The organism is Reyranella sp. (genome assembly GCF_004296935.1).
In the GTDB taxonomy this organism is placed as follows: Bacteria; Pseudomonadota; Alphaproteobacteria; order Reyranellales; family Reyranellaceae; genus Reyranella.
The window spans coordinates 26,797-40,894 of record NZ_SCVH01000085.1 but is presented as its reverse complement, the minus strand read 5'-3'; the positions used below and the strand labels follow the sequence as shown (position 1 = coordinate 40,894).

The window sequence follows — 14,098 nt, the reverse complement described above, 5'->3', positions numbered from 1 at the left end:
TTCAAGCCGATCGTCGGCATGCTGTCGGACCGCTACGGCCGGCGTATCTTCTTCTTCGTGGCACTCCTGCTGTTCGCAGGCTTCCCGTTCCTCTACCGGTTCGTCCACACGCCCGACCAACTCGTCTGGCTGCGCGTGCTGCACGGCACGGCGACCGCGATCTTCGGTCCCGTCACGCTCGCGATCGTGACCGAGATGTCGACGCAGAGCCGTGGCGCACGGCTTGGCCTGTTCGAGATGGCACGCGGCAGCGGCCATCTGATCGCCCCGGCGGTTGCGGGCTTCATCCTGGCCTGGAGCTCGCCCGAGGTAGTGTTCACCGTGGTCGGGCTGCTGAGCTGCGCCGCCTTCGTGCCGGCGCTGTTCGTGCGCTTCGACGAGTCCAGGCGGGAGGCGGTCGATCGTACGGGTTTCTTCGCAGAGCTGGTCGACGGCGTGAAGCATGCCGCGACGCGACGCGAGCTCTGGTTCGTGGGCGTACTCGAGTTCGCGATCTACGGTTCCATCTATTCGCTCAAGGCCTTCCTGCCGATCTTCGCCCTCGAGGCGGGCTACGGCGTGTGGGCCGCGGGCCTGTTCTTCACCTTCCAGGAAGCGACGCACCTCCTTGTCCGGCCGTTCGGCGGCCGGCTGGGCGACCGTCGCGGCTATGCGCCCACCATCGCCTTCGGTCTGATGGCAATCGGCGGGGCGCTGGTGGCACTGCCGGCCGCGCCAAACGCCGGCGTGCTGCTGGCCCTCGCCGTCGTCGTCGGCATCGGCCAGGGCCTGACGTTCCCCTCGACGGTGGCGCTGATCGGCAATCGCATCGCCGTCAATCATATCGGCATGGGCCTGGGCTTCTACGGCGCGCTACGCAACGGTGGAAAGGTCACGGGCCCGATCATCGTCGGCGCCCTGCTGCAGGTCTTCGCCGCGAAGCTGGTATTCCCCGGCCTTGGAATTGCAGCCCTGCTCGTGGCTGCCGCTCTTCTGATCCTGGCTGCACCGCGCGGCCGCGTTCAGACTCCCTGACGCGCCGCCCGGTACTCGGCCTCGGTTCGCTCGATCAGCTCCGCGACCGAGGGCACGTCGCTGACTCCCGACACCGAGTGGCCGGCGCTCCAGATGTCCTTCCACCGCTTGGCATCGGGCTTGTCGCGCTCGGCGGCATTGATGTCCTTGGCAATGTCGATGGCACCGCGCACCGGCAGATTGTCGGGATCGAGCCCCGCCGCGGCGATCGAAGGCCGCAGCATGTTGGTCTCGAGGCCGGTGAAGGCTCGGGTCAGCAGCACGTCGTCGAGCCGGCTTCGCACCAACATCTGCTTGTAGCCGTCCTTGGCCAGGCTCTCGCGGGTGGCGATGAACTTGGTGCCCATGTAGGCAAGATCGCAGCCCAGGGTCTCGGCAGCGGCGACCGCCTGGCCATCGGCCATGCCGCCCGCCATCACCACGATGCCATCCCAGAACGCCCGGACCGCGCGCACGAAGGCGAAGGGGTTGACCCAGCCGGTTTGGCCGCCGGCCCCTGCCGTCAGCAGCACCAGCCCGTCGACACCGGCGGCGACGGCTTTCTCGGCGTGACGCACCGAGGCCACATCGGCCAGCACCAGGCAGCCCGAGTCCTTGAGCGGTTTTAGCACCGGTTCCGGCGATCCGACCGAGGTGATGACCAGTTCGACCTTGGCGCGCAGCACGGCGGCCAGGTCGTCGGGCACGCGCGGGTTGGAGCGGTGCACGATCAGATTGGGACAGAGCGGCGCCGGTGCGTGCCCGGTCTCGTCGGCGGCGCGCTTCAAGTCGTCGGCCATCCCGACCAGCCAGCCGTCGAGTTCCTCGACCGTGCGACAGTTGGCGGTCGGGAACGAGCCGATCACGCCACTGCGACACGCTGCCGTCACCAACGCCGGCCCCGACACCAGGAACATCGGGGCCGCGATCAGCGGCAGGCGGAGGCGGCTCCTGAGGGTGTCAGGCAGCACCTCAGGCCGCGGCGGCGAGGCCTTCCTGCTCCAGCACGCGCTTCACGGCCGGACGTGCCTTCATGCGCTCGTAGTGGGCGGCGACGTTCTTGGGCAGCGGCATCTTCATGCGGCCGGCCGCCCAGAACTCGACATAGAAGAGCGCCGCGTCGGCCACCGAGAACTTGCCGGCGAGGTATTCCTTGCCTTCCAGCGCCTTGTCCATCAGCGCCAGGCCGTTCTCCATGATCTCCTTGCCGCGCGCCTTGACCTTGTCGTGATCGGCTTCGGTCGGTGCGTAGTTCACCGGCCGGAACATGCGCGAGAAGCCCTGCATGTGCATGGTCGAGACGGCGTAGTCCATGGCTTCGAGCGCCTTCGCCTCGGCGTCGGCATCGGCCGGCATCAGCCCCTTCTCGGGATTCTTGCGCGCGAGCCAGGTGGCGATCGCCGGGAACTCGGTGAGCACCGAGCCATCGTCCTTCTGCAGCGTCGGCACCTTGGACTTGGGATTGAGCTTCACGAACTCGGGCCCGTACTGCTCGCGATTGGCGCCGTCGATCTTGTGCAGGTCGTAAGGCTTGCCGATCTCCTCGAGCAGCACGTGGATCCCGAGCGAGCAGGCACCAGGCATGTAATAGAGCTTCATGGTTTCCTCCAAATGATGGGTCGATACCGGACCAGCATATCTCATCGCAGTAGGGCGAGAAGCGCAATCCCGCCCACGACCAGCGCCGAGGCAGCCGTGCGACGGAGGCCGAAGCCTTCCTTGAGTACAAGGGTGCCCAGCACGGCACCGAAGATCACGCTGGTTTCGCGCAACGCCACCACCGGTCCCAGTGGCAGGCTCCGGGCGGCGAGCAAAAAGGCGAGGAAACCCGACACTGAAATAGCGCCGGCCAGCAGGCCGACAGCGCCATGGCGGCGGACGTAGGCCGGGAGTTGGGCGCGGCGAGTCACCAGGGCGTAACCGACCATGCCGAACCCGGTGACGATTTCCAGGCACGCCTGGAAGCCCAGGACCGTGCCGGCTGCACGTACGCCGAGCCCGCCGAAGAAGCTGTAGGTCGCGACCGACACGCCGGTCGCCAGTGCAAAGCCTACTGCCTGGCGGCTGGCGCCGGCGCCGATCGACAGCGCCATGATGCCGAGCGAGATCAGGCCGACCGCCACCATCTGCCCCATACTCAGCGTCTCGCCGATGGCCAGGAATGCGGCGATCGTCATCAGCACCGGCGCGATGCCGCGTGCCAGCGGGTAGACCACGCTCATGTCGCCCGCACCATAGGAGCGGATCAGAAGCGCGTAGTAGGCGAACATCACGCCGGCGGTGAGGCCGAGCCACTTCCAGCTCTCGGGGGCCGGCCAGTCGACGAACGGCAGGGCGGCAAGGCCCATCAGCAGGCCCGCCGTCCGGATCGCCACCATGGTGAGGACGCGGTCGCCGGCCGACTTCACCAGCGCATTCCAGATCGCATGGGCGATCGCCGAGAAGATGACGAGACCGTAGAGCAGCGCCGGAGTCATGACGTCTGATTGGCGACCCTGTCCGCCAGGCGGTCAACGCGGCGGTTCCAGTTGAGCCGCCACGCAAACGCCGCCTATGGTGCGGACCGCAAAGAGAAATCACACCGAGACGTCCCGGGGGAAACTGAACATGCCGACACCGAACCTGCGCGCCCTCGTGGGCACGCCCAAGACCAAGATCGGCACCTTTCTGTTCGAGTTCACGACTCCCGGCATCGGCCAGATCCTGAAGGCGGCGGGCGCCGACTTCGCCGTGCTCGACATGGAGCACACCGGCTTCGGTTTCGACACGGTGCGCAGCGTCGTGCGCTATCTGCAGGCCGCCGACCTGCCCCTGGTCGTGCGCGTGCCCTCGCAGTCCCGCCACCACATCTCGCGCGCGCTCGATACCGGCGCCGACGGCGTCATGGTGCCGATCGTGTCGTCGGTCGAGCAGGCCAAGGCGGTGCTGGAGGCGGCCAAGTATTGGCCCGACGGCACCCGTGGGGTGGCGCTGGGCCTCGCCCATGAGCGCTTCGCCATGCGCACCGAACCGCTGTTGCCGCGATTTGCCGAACAGAACGCCCGCACCGCCATCATCCTGCAGGTCGAGGACCCGAGGGGCGCAGCGGCCGCCGACGAGATCGCCTCGATGCCCGGCGTCGACATGCTGTGGCTCGGCCACAACGACCTCTCGGTGGCGCTGGGCGAGCCTGGCGCCTTCGACCACCCCGACTTCGCGCAGGCCGAGCAGGCGACGATCGCGGCGGCGAAGAAGCACGGCAAATCGGCCGGCCGGCTCGCGGTCGACGCCCGGCAAGGCGCCGAATTCGCCCGCATGGGCTATGACTTCGTGTCGATCGCGGGTGACGTCTGGCTGCTGCAGCAGGCTTTCGCCGCCGGCATCGAGACGGTCAGGCGCGGATGATCACCGGCAAGGCGCGGATGCCGCGGATGAAGTTCGAGTAGAGCCGCAACGGCGGGCCCGCGAGTTCGATCGCGAGGTCGCGCTTCAGGAGCTCTTCCCACAGGATCCTGAGCTGCATCTCGGCGAGGCGATCGCCGACGCAGCGGTGGATGCCGGCGCCGAAGGCGAGATGATGGCGCGGTTTGGCGCGCCCGACGAAGAATCGCTCGGGCTCCTCGATCGCGCTCTCGTCGCGATTGCCCGAGACGTACCACATCACCACCTTGTCGCCCTTGGCGATGGCCTTGCCGCCGAGTTCGGTGTCGCGGGTCGCGGTGCGCCGCATGTGGATCACCGGCGTCTGGTAGCGGATGGTTTCCGACACCAGGGTCGGCAGCAGGCTGGCATCGGCCCGCACCTTGGCGACCTCTTCGGGATGCTCGATCATCGCCATCAGCCCGCCGCTCATCGAATTGCGCGTGGTGTCGTTGCCGCCCACGATCAGAAGACCGAACGTGCCGATGAACTCGCGCAACGGCAGGTTCTGCGTCGCCTCGCTGTGGGCCATCATCGAGATCAGGTCGAATTTGGGGGGCTGGGCGGCGCGTTCCTTCCACAACGCCCCCATGATCTCGGCCATCTGCATCAGCTCGGCCATCCGCTCGGCCTCGCTCTTCACCACGGCATCCTCGGCCTCGATGTTGGCGATGGCGACGTCGGACCAGTGGGTGAGCTTGCGCCGGTCGGCCCACGGGAAATCGAACAGGGTGGCCAGCATCATGGCGGTGAGTTCGGTCGACACGCGGTCGACCCAGTCGAAGGTCTCGTTGCGCGGCAGGCCGTCGAGCACGGCCTGGGTGCGCCGGCGGATGGTGCCTTCCATGTTGGCGAGGTTGGTGGGCGCCACGATCGGCGCCACGGTCCGGCGCTGTGCGGTATGGCGCGGCGGGTCCATGCGGATAAAGTTGGGCAGATCCTGGCCCCGCGGCTGGTCGGCGATCTGGATGCCGCCCAAGCTCTGGTCCGACGAATAGGTGCCGTGGTCGAGCTCGACCTTCATGATGTCTGCGAAGCGGGTCACCGACCAGTAGGGCCCATAGGGGCTGTCTGCGTGGCGGTGCACCGGATCTTCCCGCCGCAGCCGTGCGAAATGCGGCGCCCAGCCATCTTCGCGGTAAAGGCGCGGATTGCTGACGTCAGCGTGCTCGGGGGCGGGCTCGGTCATGCCCAAAGGCCGCCCCCGGACCGGTTCCAAGTCAAGCCCATTCGCCGCAACGGACCCCGATTTGGCGCGTTGACAGTCGGAAGGCGCAGGCGCAAACCGTCGCGCCGCCGCCCCCTTTGGCGGCGTTTGATATCATGGCCGCAGCCGACACCAGCCCGCCCACTCCTCAGACCTCGCCCGCGACACCCGCGGCCAACGGCAGCAATGGCCATTCTGCGCCTGGCGGCGCCGCGGCCGGCCTGGTGGTGGGGGCGCTGGGCGTGGTGTTCGGCGACATCGGCACCAGCCCGCTCTACGCACTGCGCGAGACCTTCCTCCACGGCACCGGCCTGACGCCGACGCCGGAGCATGTGCTGGGTGTGCTGTCGACGCTGTTCTGGGCGGTGACGCTCACCGTCACCATCAAGTACGTCGTGCTGATCATGCGCGCCGACAACAAGGGCGAAGGCGGCGTGCTCGCTCTGGCGACACTCGCCACGCGCGGGTTGAACGGCAAGAGGCGCAGGGTGCGCCACGCCGTCATCGTGCTTGCGGTCATCGGCCTCGCACTATTCTACGGCGATGCCATCATCACGCCGGCCGTTTCCGTCATGGGCGCCGTCGAGGGCCTGTCGGCCATCACGCCGGCCTTCACCCCCCTCGTGATCCCGCTGGCGCTGGTCATCCTGGTCGGGTTGTTCTTCCTGCAGGCCCGCGGCACGGCCGATGTCGGCCGGCTGTTCGGGCCGGTCATGCTGCTGTGGTTCGTCGTGCTGGGCGTGCTCGGTGCCTGGCAGATCGCCAAGAACCCGGCCGTGCTCTACGCGATCAACCCCTACTACGCCGTCAGGCTGATCTCCGACCAGGGCCTCGGCATCTTCTGGGCCTTCGGCTCGATCGTTCTGGCCGTCACCGGCGCCGAAGCGCTGTACGCCGACATGGGCCATTTTGGCCGTAAACCGATCCGGGCCGGATGGCTCGGTCTCGTGATGCCCGGCCTTCTGCTCAACTACTTCGGCCAGGGCGCGATGATCATCGAGGATCCCGAGATCGTCCGGCAGGTGTTCTTCGAGCTGGTACCGAAGGACTACATCCTCGCGTTGGTGGTGCTCTCGACGCTCGCCGCCGTCATTGCCTCGCAGGCCGTCATCACCGGGGTCTTCTCGCTGACCCGCCAGGCGATCCAGCTCGGCTACCTGCCGCGCATGGAAATCAAGCACACGTCCGAGACCACGATCGGCCAGATCTACATCCCGCGCGTGAACTGGATCCTGATGGGCGGCGTCGTGGCCCTGGTCGTGGGCTTCGGCTCCTCGGGCGCCCTGGCCGGTGCCTATGGCCTGGCCGTCACAGGCGCCATGCTGGTCGACGCGGCACTGGCCACCGTGGTGGCGATCCTGGTGTGGCGCTGGTCGTGGCCGCTGGCGGTGGGCGTGTTCGGCCTGCTCGCCATCCCCGACCTCGCCTTCTTCATCGCCAACGCCCTCAAGATTCCCGACGGCGGCTGGCTGCCGCTGGTGGTCGCGGCCTTCGTCTACTTCACCATCACCACCTGGCGGCGCGGCCGCCGGCTGGTCGCGACCGAACTCAGCGAGGGCTCGCTCCCGCTACGCCAGTTCCTCGAGCGCATGGAGCGCGTGCCCGACCGCGTCGCCGGCACGGCGGTGTTCCTGACGGCCGACGCCACCCACACACCCGCGGCCTTCCTGCACAATCTGAAACACAACAAGGTCCTGCACGAGCGCATCATCATCCTGCAGGTCGAGACCATGGACGTGCCGCGCGTGCCCGACGCCAATCGCGTCGAGGTCGAGCGGCTGGGCAAGGGCTTCCATACAGTGGTGGCGCGCTACGGCTTCACCGAGCAGCCCGATGTGCCCGAGGCGCTCCGTGCCTGCCGGCCGCACGGCATCGCCTACGACGAGATGGAGACCAGCTTCTTCCTCGGCCGCGAGACGCTGGTGCCCGCGCAGCGTTCGACCCTGGGCAGGCTGGGCCGCGACTGGTTCATTTCACTTTCCCATTCGGCGTCGGCAACCAAGACCTTCTTCCGCATTCCGCCGAACCGCGCTATCGAGCTGGGCAACCAGATCCAGGTTTAAGTCCCGAGGGCAGACATGCCGCGACCCACGCTCGTACTGCTGCCCGGCCTGCTCGCCACGCGGCGTGTCTTCCAGCCCCAGATCGACGCCCTTTCCGACATCGCCGACATCGTGGTGCCCGAGCTCTGGCACCACGACTCGATGGCCGCCATGGCCGATGCAGCGCTCGCGATGGCGCCGGCCCGCTTCGCCCTCGCCGGCTTCTCGATGGGCGGCTATGTCGCCTTCGAGGTCCTGCGCCGCGCCTCCGAGCGCGTCGAACGACTGGCGCTGATCGACACCCAGGCCACGCCCGACGCGGCCGAGGCGACGGCCCGCCGCCACGGTCTGATGGAGCAGACCAAGATCGGCCGCTTCCATGGCGTGCAGCCTTCGCTGCTGCCGATGATCCTTCACCGCTCGCACATCGACGACCCGACCATCGTGCAGCCCATCCTCGACATGGCGCTGGAAGTCGGCGCCGAGGGCTTCGTCAACGAGACGCGGGCCACCATCGCGCGGCCCGACAGCCGGCCGCTGCTGGTCGACATCGAAGTTCCGACCGTGGTGATCGTCGGCCGCCAGGACCTGACGACGCCGCTCGTCCGCGCCGAGGAGATGGCCGCCGACATCTCGACCTCGCGGCTGGTCGTGCTCGAGGAGTGCGGCCACATGGCGCCGCTGGAAAGGCCGGCCGAGGTGACGGCCGAACTCAGGAGATGGTTGACGCAATGAACACGATCTACGCCCGCGAGGACTATCTCGGCGCCGACGAATACATCGACGTCGTTCGCAAATCGGGCCTCAACCGGCCGGTCGACGACCGCGGCCGCGTCGAGCGGATGCTGGCCCACGCCAACCTGATCCTGACCGCACGCCAGGACGGCAAGCTGGTCGGCTTCGCCCGCTCGCTCACCGACTTCTGCTTCTGCTGCTACCTGTCCGACCTCGCCGTCGACAAGGCCTGCCAGGGCCAGGGCATCGGCAAGCGCCTGATCGAGGAGACGCGCACGGCGGCCGGCGGTGCGCTCACCACCACGCTGCTGCTGTCGGCGCCGACGGCGATGAGTTTCTACCAGGGCATCAAGATGCCCCAGGCCGACAACTGCTTCCTCTACCGGCGGCAGCAGTAGCGACGCCTCCCGACGCGAGACAAATCGGAAACTGACTTTTTGCGCCCCCGGGCCTCGCCGGCGGCGCCCAAGCGCCTGACCCTCCTGAAAAATCCGGCGCGCGACGGAAGGCGCGTTGTCTCCCGAAGTGAGACATTTTGAAAACTCACTTCTCGCGCCCCAGCACCTCCGACGACCACATCAGCGCGGCCACGATACGGTCGTTGGCACGCCCGATATGGCCGATCTGGCGGCCTCGATAGAGCACCGGCCGCGTCCTGGGATTTTCGACCCGGTCCATGGCGGCCAGCAGGATCGTCTGGCGTCGCCACGTCAAGCGCTCGCGGCAGTCCCGGTCGAACGTCTCGTCCTGCTGGCGCCAGCGGTGGGCGGTGCGGCGGTCTATTCCGGTCCGCGCCGCCGCCTCGCTCATCGAGCCCCAGCGGTGGAGATGGCGCAGGAAATCGCGCTTGCGGCGGGCGAGGCTCGGCCGCTTGGGTGGTACATGCCATTTGACGTCGGGATAGCCGCCCGGCGGCGGCGGATCGCTGTAGGGCATCGACTCCTCCTTGGATAGGAGTATGTATACTATTCCTATTAAATACTGTCAATATCCTACCGGCTGCCCATTGACCTGAATCAAGGCACCAGCCCGTGCCGCGGCACAGGGTCGGCGCTGTTGCAAACATTGGTCGGGATTTTCGCATGCTGCACAGTCACGCTGTCGTCTGGATGGACTCGAAGGAAGCCCACGTCTTTCGTTTCAACGCCGAAGATGTCGAGCGCCAACGCATCAAGGCCCACAGCCCGTTCCGCAAGGTTCACCACAAGGCTGGCGTCATCGGCGCCGGGCATCAGCAGCTCGATCGCGACTATTTCGATCACATCGTCGACGCGCTGCGCGGCGTGGACGAATGGCTGCTGGTCGGACCTGGTGGCGCCAAGGATCAGCTCGTGCATCACGTCGAGACACACATCGGCTGGCTGAAGGAAAAGCTGTTCGCGATCGAAGCGATGGACCATCCGACCGACGGCGAGCTTCTCGATCACGCCCGGCGCTTCTTCAAGGCGGCGGACAAGTTGCGCCCGAACTCACCGCCGGTGGCGGGATAAGAGAGCCGCGCGTCAGCCGGAGGGGTGCGACAGGGCGTTCAAGATCGGGCAATGCACGGCGCTGCCCTTTTGCGGGCAGGCCGACACCAACGGCGCCAGTATGCGCTCCAGGCGAGTGAGGTCATCCAGCCGCCGGCGGATATCCAGGAGGTGCCGTTCGGCGACCTCGTGGACGTCGCCGCAGGTGTGCCGTCCCTTCTCGGCCATCCCGAGCAGTTCGCGAATGGCCTCGGTCGAGAAGCCCAGTTCCTGGGTCCGGCGGATAAAAGTCACGCGAGTGACGTCGGTGGTGCGGTAGAGTTGCAGCCCCCCGGCGGTTCGCCGCGGTTTGTCGATCAGGCCCAGGCCCTCGTAGTAGTGAATGGTGGCGACATCGACGCCGGCCTGTTGGGCCAGTGCGCCGACGGCAATCGTAGCAAGCGCGGACATGGCGACTTTGCCTCAAGACCGTGGTTCGGAACCTCCCGGATCGGGACGGCAGCAGAATAATGCCATGGTCCCGGATCGCATGCGAGGTGCAAATAGTTGCCCGTTCACCAAGCGAGCCGGGCCTTGGTCAGCGCCGGCGCTGCTGCGCTTCGACTGCCCTGCGGTACTGCGCCTCGAAGCCGGCCAAGCTCTGCTGAAACGGCCCGGCCATGGTGCCATCGCCCAGGCTGACCTGCACGACGATCTGCGAGCCCGACCGCATCTGCTGCAGCAGTTCGGCGGACTTGCCCTGGACGTAGGAGCATTCGCCGCCGCCGGCGCAGATGTCGGTCGAGACGAAGGGATTGCCGTCGACCTGAAGGCTGGCCCGCTTGCCCACGCCGTCGCCCACCACCGTGAGGGTGGTGTAGGCCACCGAGTAGCTCACGATCAGGAAGGTGCCGAGCAGGTTGTTGGGGCCGCCGTCGATCATGTTGGACACGGTGCAATCGAGCCCGCGCTCGGTATTGCAGTTCATCACCCACTGGTTCGGCGGCTGGTTCTGGCCCATGCCCTGGGCGAACGCCGGCGATGCAAGAGCCAGAGTGCCGGCCGCAACGAGAACTGATCGAAACATGGGCTGCTCGCCTCCGGCCTTGTTTGCCAACTCCATCCACGGACCCTATGTAGCCGCCAGTTCATCGCCGACAAAGCGCCAGTTACCAGGGAGATACCAAGAGATGTCCGAGACCATCAAACTCGTCGCCTTCTGCGGCAGCCTGCGCAAAGGTTCGTTCAATCGCCTGGCGCTCGCTGCCTTCACCGAGCGGCTGCCGGCTGGCGTCACGCTTTCAACCATCGAAATCGGCGACTGGCCGCTCTATGACGCCGACGTCCAGGCCAAGGGATTTCCCGACAAGGTGCAGGCCGCCCACAAGGCCATGCTCGAGGCCGACGGCATCGTGTTCGCGACCCCGGAATACAACTATTCGGTCTCGGGCGTGCTGAAGAACGCCATCGACTGGCTGTCGCGCATGACTCCGCAGCCCTTCGCCGCCAAGCCGGTCGCCATGTTCGGCGCCGCGGGCGGCCCGCTCGGCACGGCGCGCGCGCAGTACCACCTGCGCCAGATGATGGTGTTCCTCGACGGTCGGCCGGTGAACAAGCCCGAGGTCATGATCGGCCTTGCGCACACCAAGTTCGTCGACGGCAAGTTCACCGACGAGGTGGGCGCCAAACTGCTGGCCGATCTCGGTGCTTCGCTCGCCCTCGCGGTCAGGCAGGCAAGGGCGGCCGCGAAAGTGTCGTGACGAGCTTCAGTTCGGACGCAGGCTGAGGATGTAGGCGATCAGGTCATCCTGGTCGCGCGCGCCCAGCGACAGGTCGGGCATGCGGCCGTGCGGCGCCGACATGACGCCCTTCAGAGAAGCCGCCGTGGTCTCGCGCTTGGCGGCGATGGCGGGAAGTGTCGGCAGTCCGTCGGCCCGCCCGGCCGATGTCGTGCGGTCGACGACGTGACAATTGCCGCACCAGCGCTCGGCCAGTGCCCGCCCCCGGTCGAGATCAGCCGCCTCAGCCAAGCCGGGCAGCAGCAGCAGCAGCGGGGCGATCGACCAGCGCATCTTCTTCACCATGTGTAGAGGCCTCGTGGGGTCACCACCATGTGGTTGGTGACGGCTTTCACCCCGGGGATGGCGGCGGCAAGAACGCGGCAAGCCTCGCACTGGGCAGCCGAGTCGGCGTGGCCCCAGATCTCCACATTGCCGTCCTGCACGATGATGTTGCGGACCAGCGAAGGCGACCACGGCTCGCGATCGAGCTTCAGCAGGATCTGCTCGCGCAGCGCCGCATCGTCGACGGCGGGCGTCGCAGGGGGGGCCGGCGCCGCGATCAGCGCCTGCAGCAGGTTGGCGCGGCTCACGATGCCCACGACCTTGCCTTCGCGCACCACGGGCAGGCGCTTGATGCCGAACTGATCCATCCGCGCCGCCACGACCGACAGCTCGGTGTCCTCTTCCACCATGACGACCGGGTGGCTCATGACGTCGGCCACCGTCCGGCCGTGCGCCTTGAGATAGTCACGCGCCAGCGTGGCGCCCTCCTCGAACAGGGCCTTCCAGCGGGTGGTGATCTTCTCGGAGCCGATTTCCGCCCGGTGGATGAGATCGCCCTCGCTCACGATGCCCTGCAGCCGGCCGGTCGCATCGACCACCGGTAGGGCACTTATGCGTTCGCCAAGCAGCAGGCGCGCAGCCTCGAGGACCGTAGCGTCGGCTTTGATGCAAACCACCGTGGTGGTCATGATGTCTGCGGCCTTCATCGGTCCCCCCCCACTGGGTCTGGGCATTGGGGGACAAGATCGGGCCACCGGCGCCGGCACGCTTTGATCTGGATTAAACGCCAGGCACGAAAGATCGATTACTTGGCGTCAGATGGGCCGGGTCTTCACATGTTCGGGCTGCACGCCCATCGCCAGCACGCGCGCCGGCAGCCGGCGCAGCAACGGGAAGCGGTTGAGCATCCGTACCGGCCACGGCGGGCGCAGCGGGCGCGTGCCCGAGAGTGTCGGCGCGATCATCCGGTTTTGCAGGAAGACCTGGATGGCCTGTGTGGCCTTCACCGGCCACATGCGGTGCGCCTGCACGGCGGCGAGGTCGGAGTCGGCCAGCCGGCCCTCGCGGAGCGGCGCCGCCAGGATGTTGGAGGCGGCAACGGCGTCCTGGACGGCGATGTTCACGCCGACACCGCCGATCGGCGACATGGTGTGGGCGGCATCGCCGATGCACAGCACGCCCGGCCGCCACCATTTCTCGAGCCGCTCGACACCCACCGTCAGCAGCTTCAGGTCGTCGACCGTGGCCAGTTCGTGGACGCGGTCGGCGAGGAACGGCATGAGCTGGACGAGCCGGGTACGGAACGGCTCGATGCCGGCGGCCTTCAGCCTGTCGGCCGTACCCTTGGCGATGACGAAGGCGCATTGCCAGTAATCGCCGCGATCGAGCATCACCAGGATGCTGCCGGTGTCGAAGCGGCCCATCGTCTCCGCCGTGTCGCTGGGCTTGTGCGTCATGCGGAACCACAGCACGTCCATCGGCGCACCCAGCACATTGACCTTGAAGCCGGCGGCCTCGCGCACGGTCGACCGCCGGCCGTCGGCGCCGACCACGAGATCGGCGCGGATCTCCTGCGGCCGGCCATCGACGGTGGCGCGAACACCGACCACCTTGCCGCCCTCCTCGATCAGCCCGTCAGCCTCGGCATTCATCAGAAGCGTGAAGGCGGGATAGCGCTTGCCCGCGTCGGCAAGGAAATCGAGGAAGTCCCATTGCGGCATCATGGCGATGTAGGGTGCGCGCACCGGCAGATGCGAAAAGTCGGCGACCTGCACCCTCTCCTCGCCGAACTGGGCGCCGAAACGCGACACCTTCTGATGCGGCAGCTTGAGGAAATCATCGAGCAGGCCGAGTTCATCCATCACGTTCAGGGTCGAGGGATGGACCGTGTCGCCGCGAAAATCGCGCAGGAAGTCGCCGTGCTTTTCCAGCACCACGACCTTCACACCGGCCCGCGCCAGCAGGAAGCCCAACATCATGCCGGCGGGCCCGCCGCCCACGACGCAGCATTGGGTTTGCAGGATCGTCATCATGCCATTTCCTTCGAATTGTCATCCCGAACGACGTGAGGGACCTTCCCGTGGCCTCAAAGGTCCCTCGCTGCGCTCGGGATGACAATATTTCTTTGGCAAACTCACAGTCCAAACTGGCCTTGAGGTAATGCTTCGGCCCACACCGAAGGACAGTGACGCCGCCCGCGTGCTACGGGAA

At 67.1% G+C, this 14,098-nt stretch carries 17 protein-coding genes; 7 read left to right on the top strand and 10 right to left on the bottom strand.

Annotated features, from left to right (window positions below; all coding sequences use genetic code 11):
* Window positions 1-1,014 (top strand): MFS transporter (locus EPO55_RS12390; RefSeq protein ID WP_296337145.1); only part of this gene is annotated, 1,014 nt, incomplete at its 5' end.
* On the opposite strand, the gene EPO55_RS12385 is transcribed toward EPO55_RS12390, so the two are convergent.
* The 3 genes from EPO55_RS12385 to EPO55_RS12375 are packed head-to-tail and all read right to left on the bottom strand — an operon-like array spanning window position 1,002 to window position 3,470.
* A complete protein-coding gene (locus EPO55_RS12385; RefSeq protein WP_296337148.1) occupies window positions 1,002-1,910 on the bottom strand; it encodes a nitronate monooxygenase in 909 nt (302 codons plus the stop codon). The genes EPO55_RS12390 and EPO55_RS12385 overlap by 13 nt on opposite strands.
* A 55-nt stretch (window positions 1,911-1,965) precedes the next feature.
* Window positions 1,966-2,592, bottom strand: coding sequence for a glutathione S-transferase C-terminal domain-containing protein (locus EPO55_RS12380; protein ID WP_296337144.1), 627 nt, complete (start codon window positions 2,590-2,592; stop codon window positions 1,966-1,968).
* A gap of 41 nt (window positions 2,593-2,633) precedes the next feature.
* Entirely contained in the window at window positions 2,634-3,470 is an 837-nt protein-coding gene (locus EPO55_RS12375) for a DMT family transporter (RefSeq protein ID WP_296337143.1), read from the bottom strand.
* A 130-nt stretch (window positions 3,471-3,600) separates the two neighbouring features.
* On the opposite strand from EPO55_RS12375, the gene EPO55_RS12370 reads away from it, so the two are divergent.
* Window positions 3,601-4,377: an aldolase/citrate lyase family protein gene (locus EPO55_RS12370; RefSeq protein WP_296337142.1), complete on the top strand. Its 777-nt coding sequence runs from the start codon at window positions 3,601-3,603 to the stop codon at window positions 4,375-4,377.
* Here EPO55_RS12370 and EPO55_RS12365 read toward each other — a convergent pair.
* A complete protein-coding gene (locus EPO55_RS12365) occupies window positions 4,364-5,581 on the bottom strand; it encodes a cytochrome P450 (protein ID WP_296337141.1) in 1,218 nt (405 codons plus the stop codon). The two genes, EPO55_RS12370 and EPO55_RS12365, sit on opposite strands and share 14 nt — an antisense overlap.
* Before the next feature lie 134 nt (window positions 5,582-5,715).
* Between EPO55_RS12365 and EPO55_RS12360 the strand changes: the two genes are divergently transcribed.
* Genes EPO55_RS12360 through EPO55_RS12350 form a run of 3 tightly spaced genes read left to right on the top strand, consistent with a single transcriptional unit; the run spans window position 5,716 to window position 8,774 of the window.
* On the top strand, window positions 5,716-7,662 hold the full coding sequence (locus EPO55_RS12360; RefSeq protein WP_296337140.1) for a potassium transporter Kup: 1,947 nt from the start codon (window positions 5,716-5,718) through the stop codon (window positions 7,660-7,662).
* A gap of 15 nt (window positions 7,663-7,677) precedes the next feature.
* Window positions 7,678-8,376 (top strand): alpha/beta hydrolase, encoded by a 699-nt coding sequence (locus EPO55_RS12355; RefSeq protein ID WP_296337139.1) that lies wholly within the window; start codon window positions 7,678-7,680, stop codon window positions 8,374-8,376.
* Entirely contained in the window at window positions 8,373-8,774 is a 402-nt protein-coding gene (locus EPO55_RS12350) for a GNAT family N-acetyltransferase (protein WP_296337138.1), read from the top strand. Before EPO55_RS12355 ends, EPO55_RS12350 begins: the two co-directional genes overlap by 4 nt.
* A gap of 145 nt (window positions 8,775-8,919) precedes the next feature.
* Here EPO55_RS12350 and EPO55_RS12345 read toward each other — a convergent pair whose 3' ends face one another.
* Window positions 8,920-9,312: a hypothetical protein gene (locus EPO55_RS12345; protein ID WP_296337137.1), complete on the bottom strand. Its 393-nt coding sequence runs from the start codon at window positions 9,310-9,312 to the stop codon at window positions 8,920-8,922.
* 146 nt (window positions 9,313-9,458) lie between these two features.
* On the opposite strand from EPO55_RS12345, the gene EPO55_RS12340 reads away from it, so the two are divergent.
* Window positions 9,459-9,866, top strand: a complete 408-nt coding sequence (locus EPO55_RS12340; RefSeq protein ID WP_296337136.1) for a translational machinery protein — start codon at window positions 9,459-9,461, stop codon at window positions 9,864-9,866.
* A 12-nt stretch (window positions 9,867-9,878) separates the two neighbouring features.
* Here the strand turns inward: EPO55_RS12340 and EPO55_RS12335 are convergent, their stop codons facing one another.
* Together EPO55_RS12335 and EPO55_RS12330 are read right to left on the bottom strand one after the other, a co-directional pair.
* On the bottom strand, window positions 9,879-10,295 hold the full coding sequence (locus EPO55_RS12335) for a MerR family DNA-binding protein (RefSeq protein ID WP_296337135.1): 417 nt from the start codon (window positions 10,293-10,295) through the stop codon (window positions 9,879-9,881).
* Between the two features lie 127 nt (window positions 10,296-10,422).
* A complete protein-coding gene (locus EPO55_RS12330; RefSeq protein WP_296337133.1) occupies window positions 10,423-10,911 on the bottom strand; it encodes an invasion associated locus B family protein in 489 nt (162 codons plus the stop codon).
* A 103-nt stretch (window positions 10,912-11,014) separates the two neighbouring features.
* Between EPO55_RS12330 and EPO55_RS12325 the strand changes: the two genes are divergently transcribed.
* Complete coding sequence (locus tag EPO55_RS12325; RefSeq protein ID WP_296337132.1) at window positions 11,015-11,584, top strand: NAD(P)H-dependent oxidoreductase; 570 nt, start codon at window positions 11,015-11,017, stop codon at window positions 11,582-11,584.
* Between the two features lie 6 nt (window positions 11,585-11,590).
* Here the strand turns inward: EPO55_RS12325 and EPO55_RS12320 are convergent, their stop codons facing one another.
* The 3 genes from EPO55_RS12320 to EPO55_RS12310 all read right to left on the bottom strand — a co-directional run bounded on the left by EPO55_RS12320 (window position 11,591) and on the right by EPO55_RS12310 (window position 13,920).
* The gene (locus EPO55_RS12320; RefSeq protein ID WP_296337131.1) at window positions 11,591-11,908 is read right to left on the bottom strand and encodes a cytochrome C; all 318 of its coding nucleotides are present in this window, start codon (window positions 11,906-11,908) and stop codon (window positions 11,591-11,593) included.
* Complete coding sequence (locus tag EPO55_RS12315; protein ID WP_296337129.1) at window positions 11,902-12,594, bottom strand: CBS domain-containing protein; 693 nt, start codon at window positions 12,592-12,594, stop codon at window positions 11,902-11,904. The genes EPO55_RS12320 and EPO55_RS12315 overlap by 7 nt, the downstream gene beginning before the upstream one ends.
* A 108-nt stretch (window positions 12,595-12,702) precedes the next feature.
* Window positions 12,703-13,920, bottom strand: coding sequence for an FAD-dependent oxidoreductase (locus EPO55_RS12310; protein ID WP_363718988.1), 1,218 nt, complete (start codon window positions 13,918-13,920; stop codon window positions 12,703-12,705).
* Window positions 13,921-14,098: the final 178 nt, after the last annotated feature.

Bases quoted from the DNA above. Each gene is read 5' to 3' on its own strand.
- EPO55_RS12360 (WP_296337140.1), top strand. From the start codon at position 5,716: ATGGCCGCAGCCGACACCAGCCCGCCCACTCCTCAGACCTCGCCCGCG.
- EPO55_RS12375 (WP_296337143.1), bottom strand. From the start codon at position 3,470: ATGACTCCGGCGCTGCTCTACGGTCTCGTCATCTTCTCGGCGATCGCC.
- EPO55_RS12325 (WP_296337132.1), top strand. From the start codon at position 11,015: ATGTCCGAGACCATCAAACTCGTCGCCTTCTGCGGCAGCCTGCGCAAA.
- EPO55_RS12315 (WP_296337129.1), bottom strand. From the start codon at position 12,594: ATGAAGGCCGCAGACATCATGACCACCACGGTGGTTTGCATCAAAGCC.
- EPO55_RS12320 (WP_296337131.1), bottom strand. From the start codon at position 11,908: ATGGTGAAGAAGATGCGCTGGTCGATCGCCCCGCTGCTGCTGCTGCTG.
- EPO55_RS12385 (WP_296337148.1), bottom strand. From the start codon at position 1,910: ATGTTCCTGGTGTCGGGGCCGGCGTTGGTGACGGCAGCGTGTCGCAGT.
- EPO55_RS12340 (WP_296337136.1), top strand. From the start codon at position 9,459: ATGCTGCACAGTCACGCTGTCGTCTGGATGGACTCGAAGGAAGCCCAC.
- EPO55_RS12345 (WP_296337137.1), bottom strand. From the start codon at position 9,312: ATGCCCTACAGCGATCCGCCGCCGCCGGGCGGCTATCCCGACGTCAAA.
- EPO55_RS12370 (WP_296337142.1), top strand. From the start codon at position 3,601: ATGCCGACACCGAACCTGCGCGCCCTCGTGGGCACGCCCAAGACCAAG.
- EPO55_RS12310 (WP_363718988.1), bottom strand. From the start codon at position 13,920: ATGATGACGATCCTGCAAACCCAATGCTGCGTCGTGGGCGGCGGGCCC.
- EPO55_RS12350 (WP_296337138.1), top strand. From the start codon at position 8,373: ATGAACACGATCTACGCCCGCGAGGACTATCTCGGCGCCGACGAATAC.
- EPO55_RS12330 (WP_296337133.1), bottom strand. From the start codon at position 10,911: ATGTTTCGATCAGTTCTCGTTGCGGCCGGCACTCTGGCTCTTGCATCG.
- EPO55_RS12380 (WP_296337144.1), bottom strand. From the start codon at position 2,592: ATGAAGCTCTATTACATGCCTGGTGCCTGCTCGCTCGGGATCCACGTG.
- EPO55_RS12335 (WP_296337135.1), bottom strand. From the start codon at position 10,295: ATGTCCGCGCTTGCTACGATTGCCGTCGGCGCACTGGCCCAACAGGCC.
- EPO55_RS12355 (WP_296337139.1), top strand. From the start codon at position 7,678: ATGCCGCGACCCACGCTCGTACTGCTGCCCGGCCTGCTCGCCACGCGG.
- EPO55_RS12365 (WP_296337141.1), bottom strand. From the start codon at position 5,581: ATGACCGAGCCCGCCCCCGAGCACGCTGACGTCAGCAATCCGCGCCTT.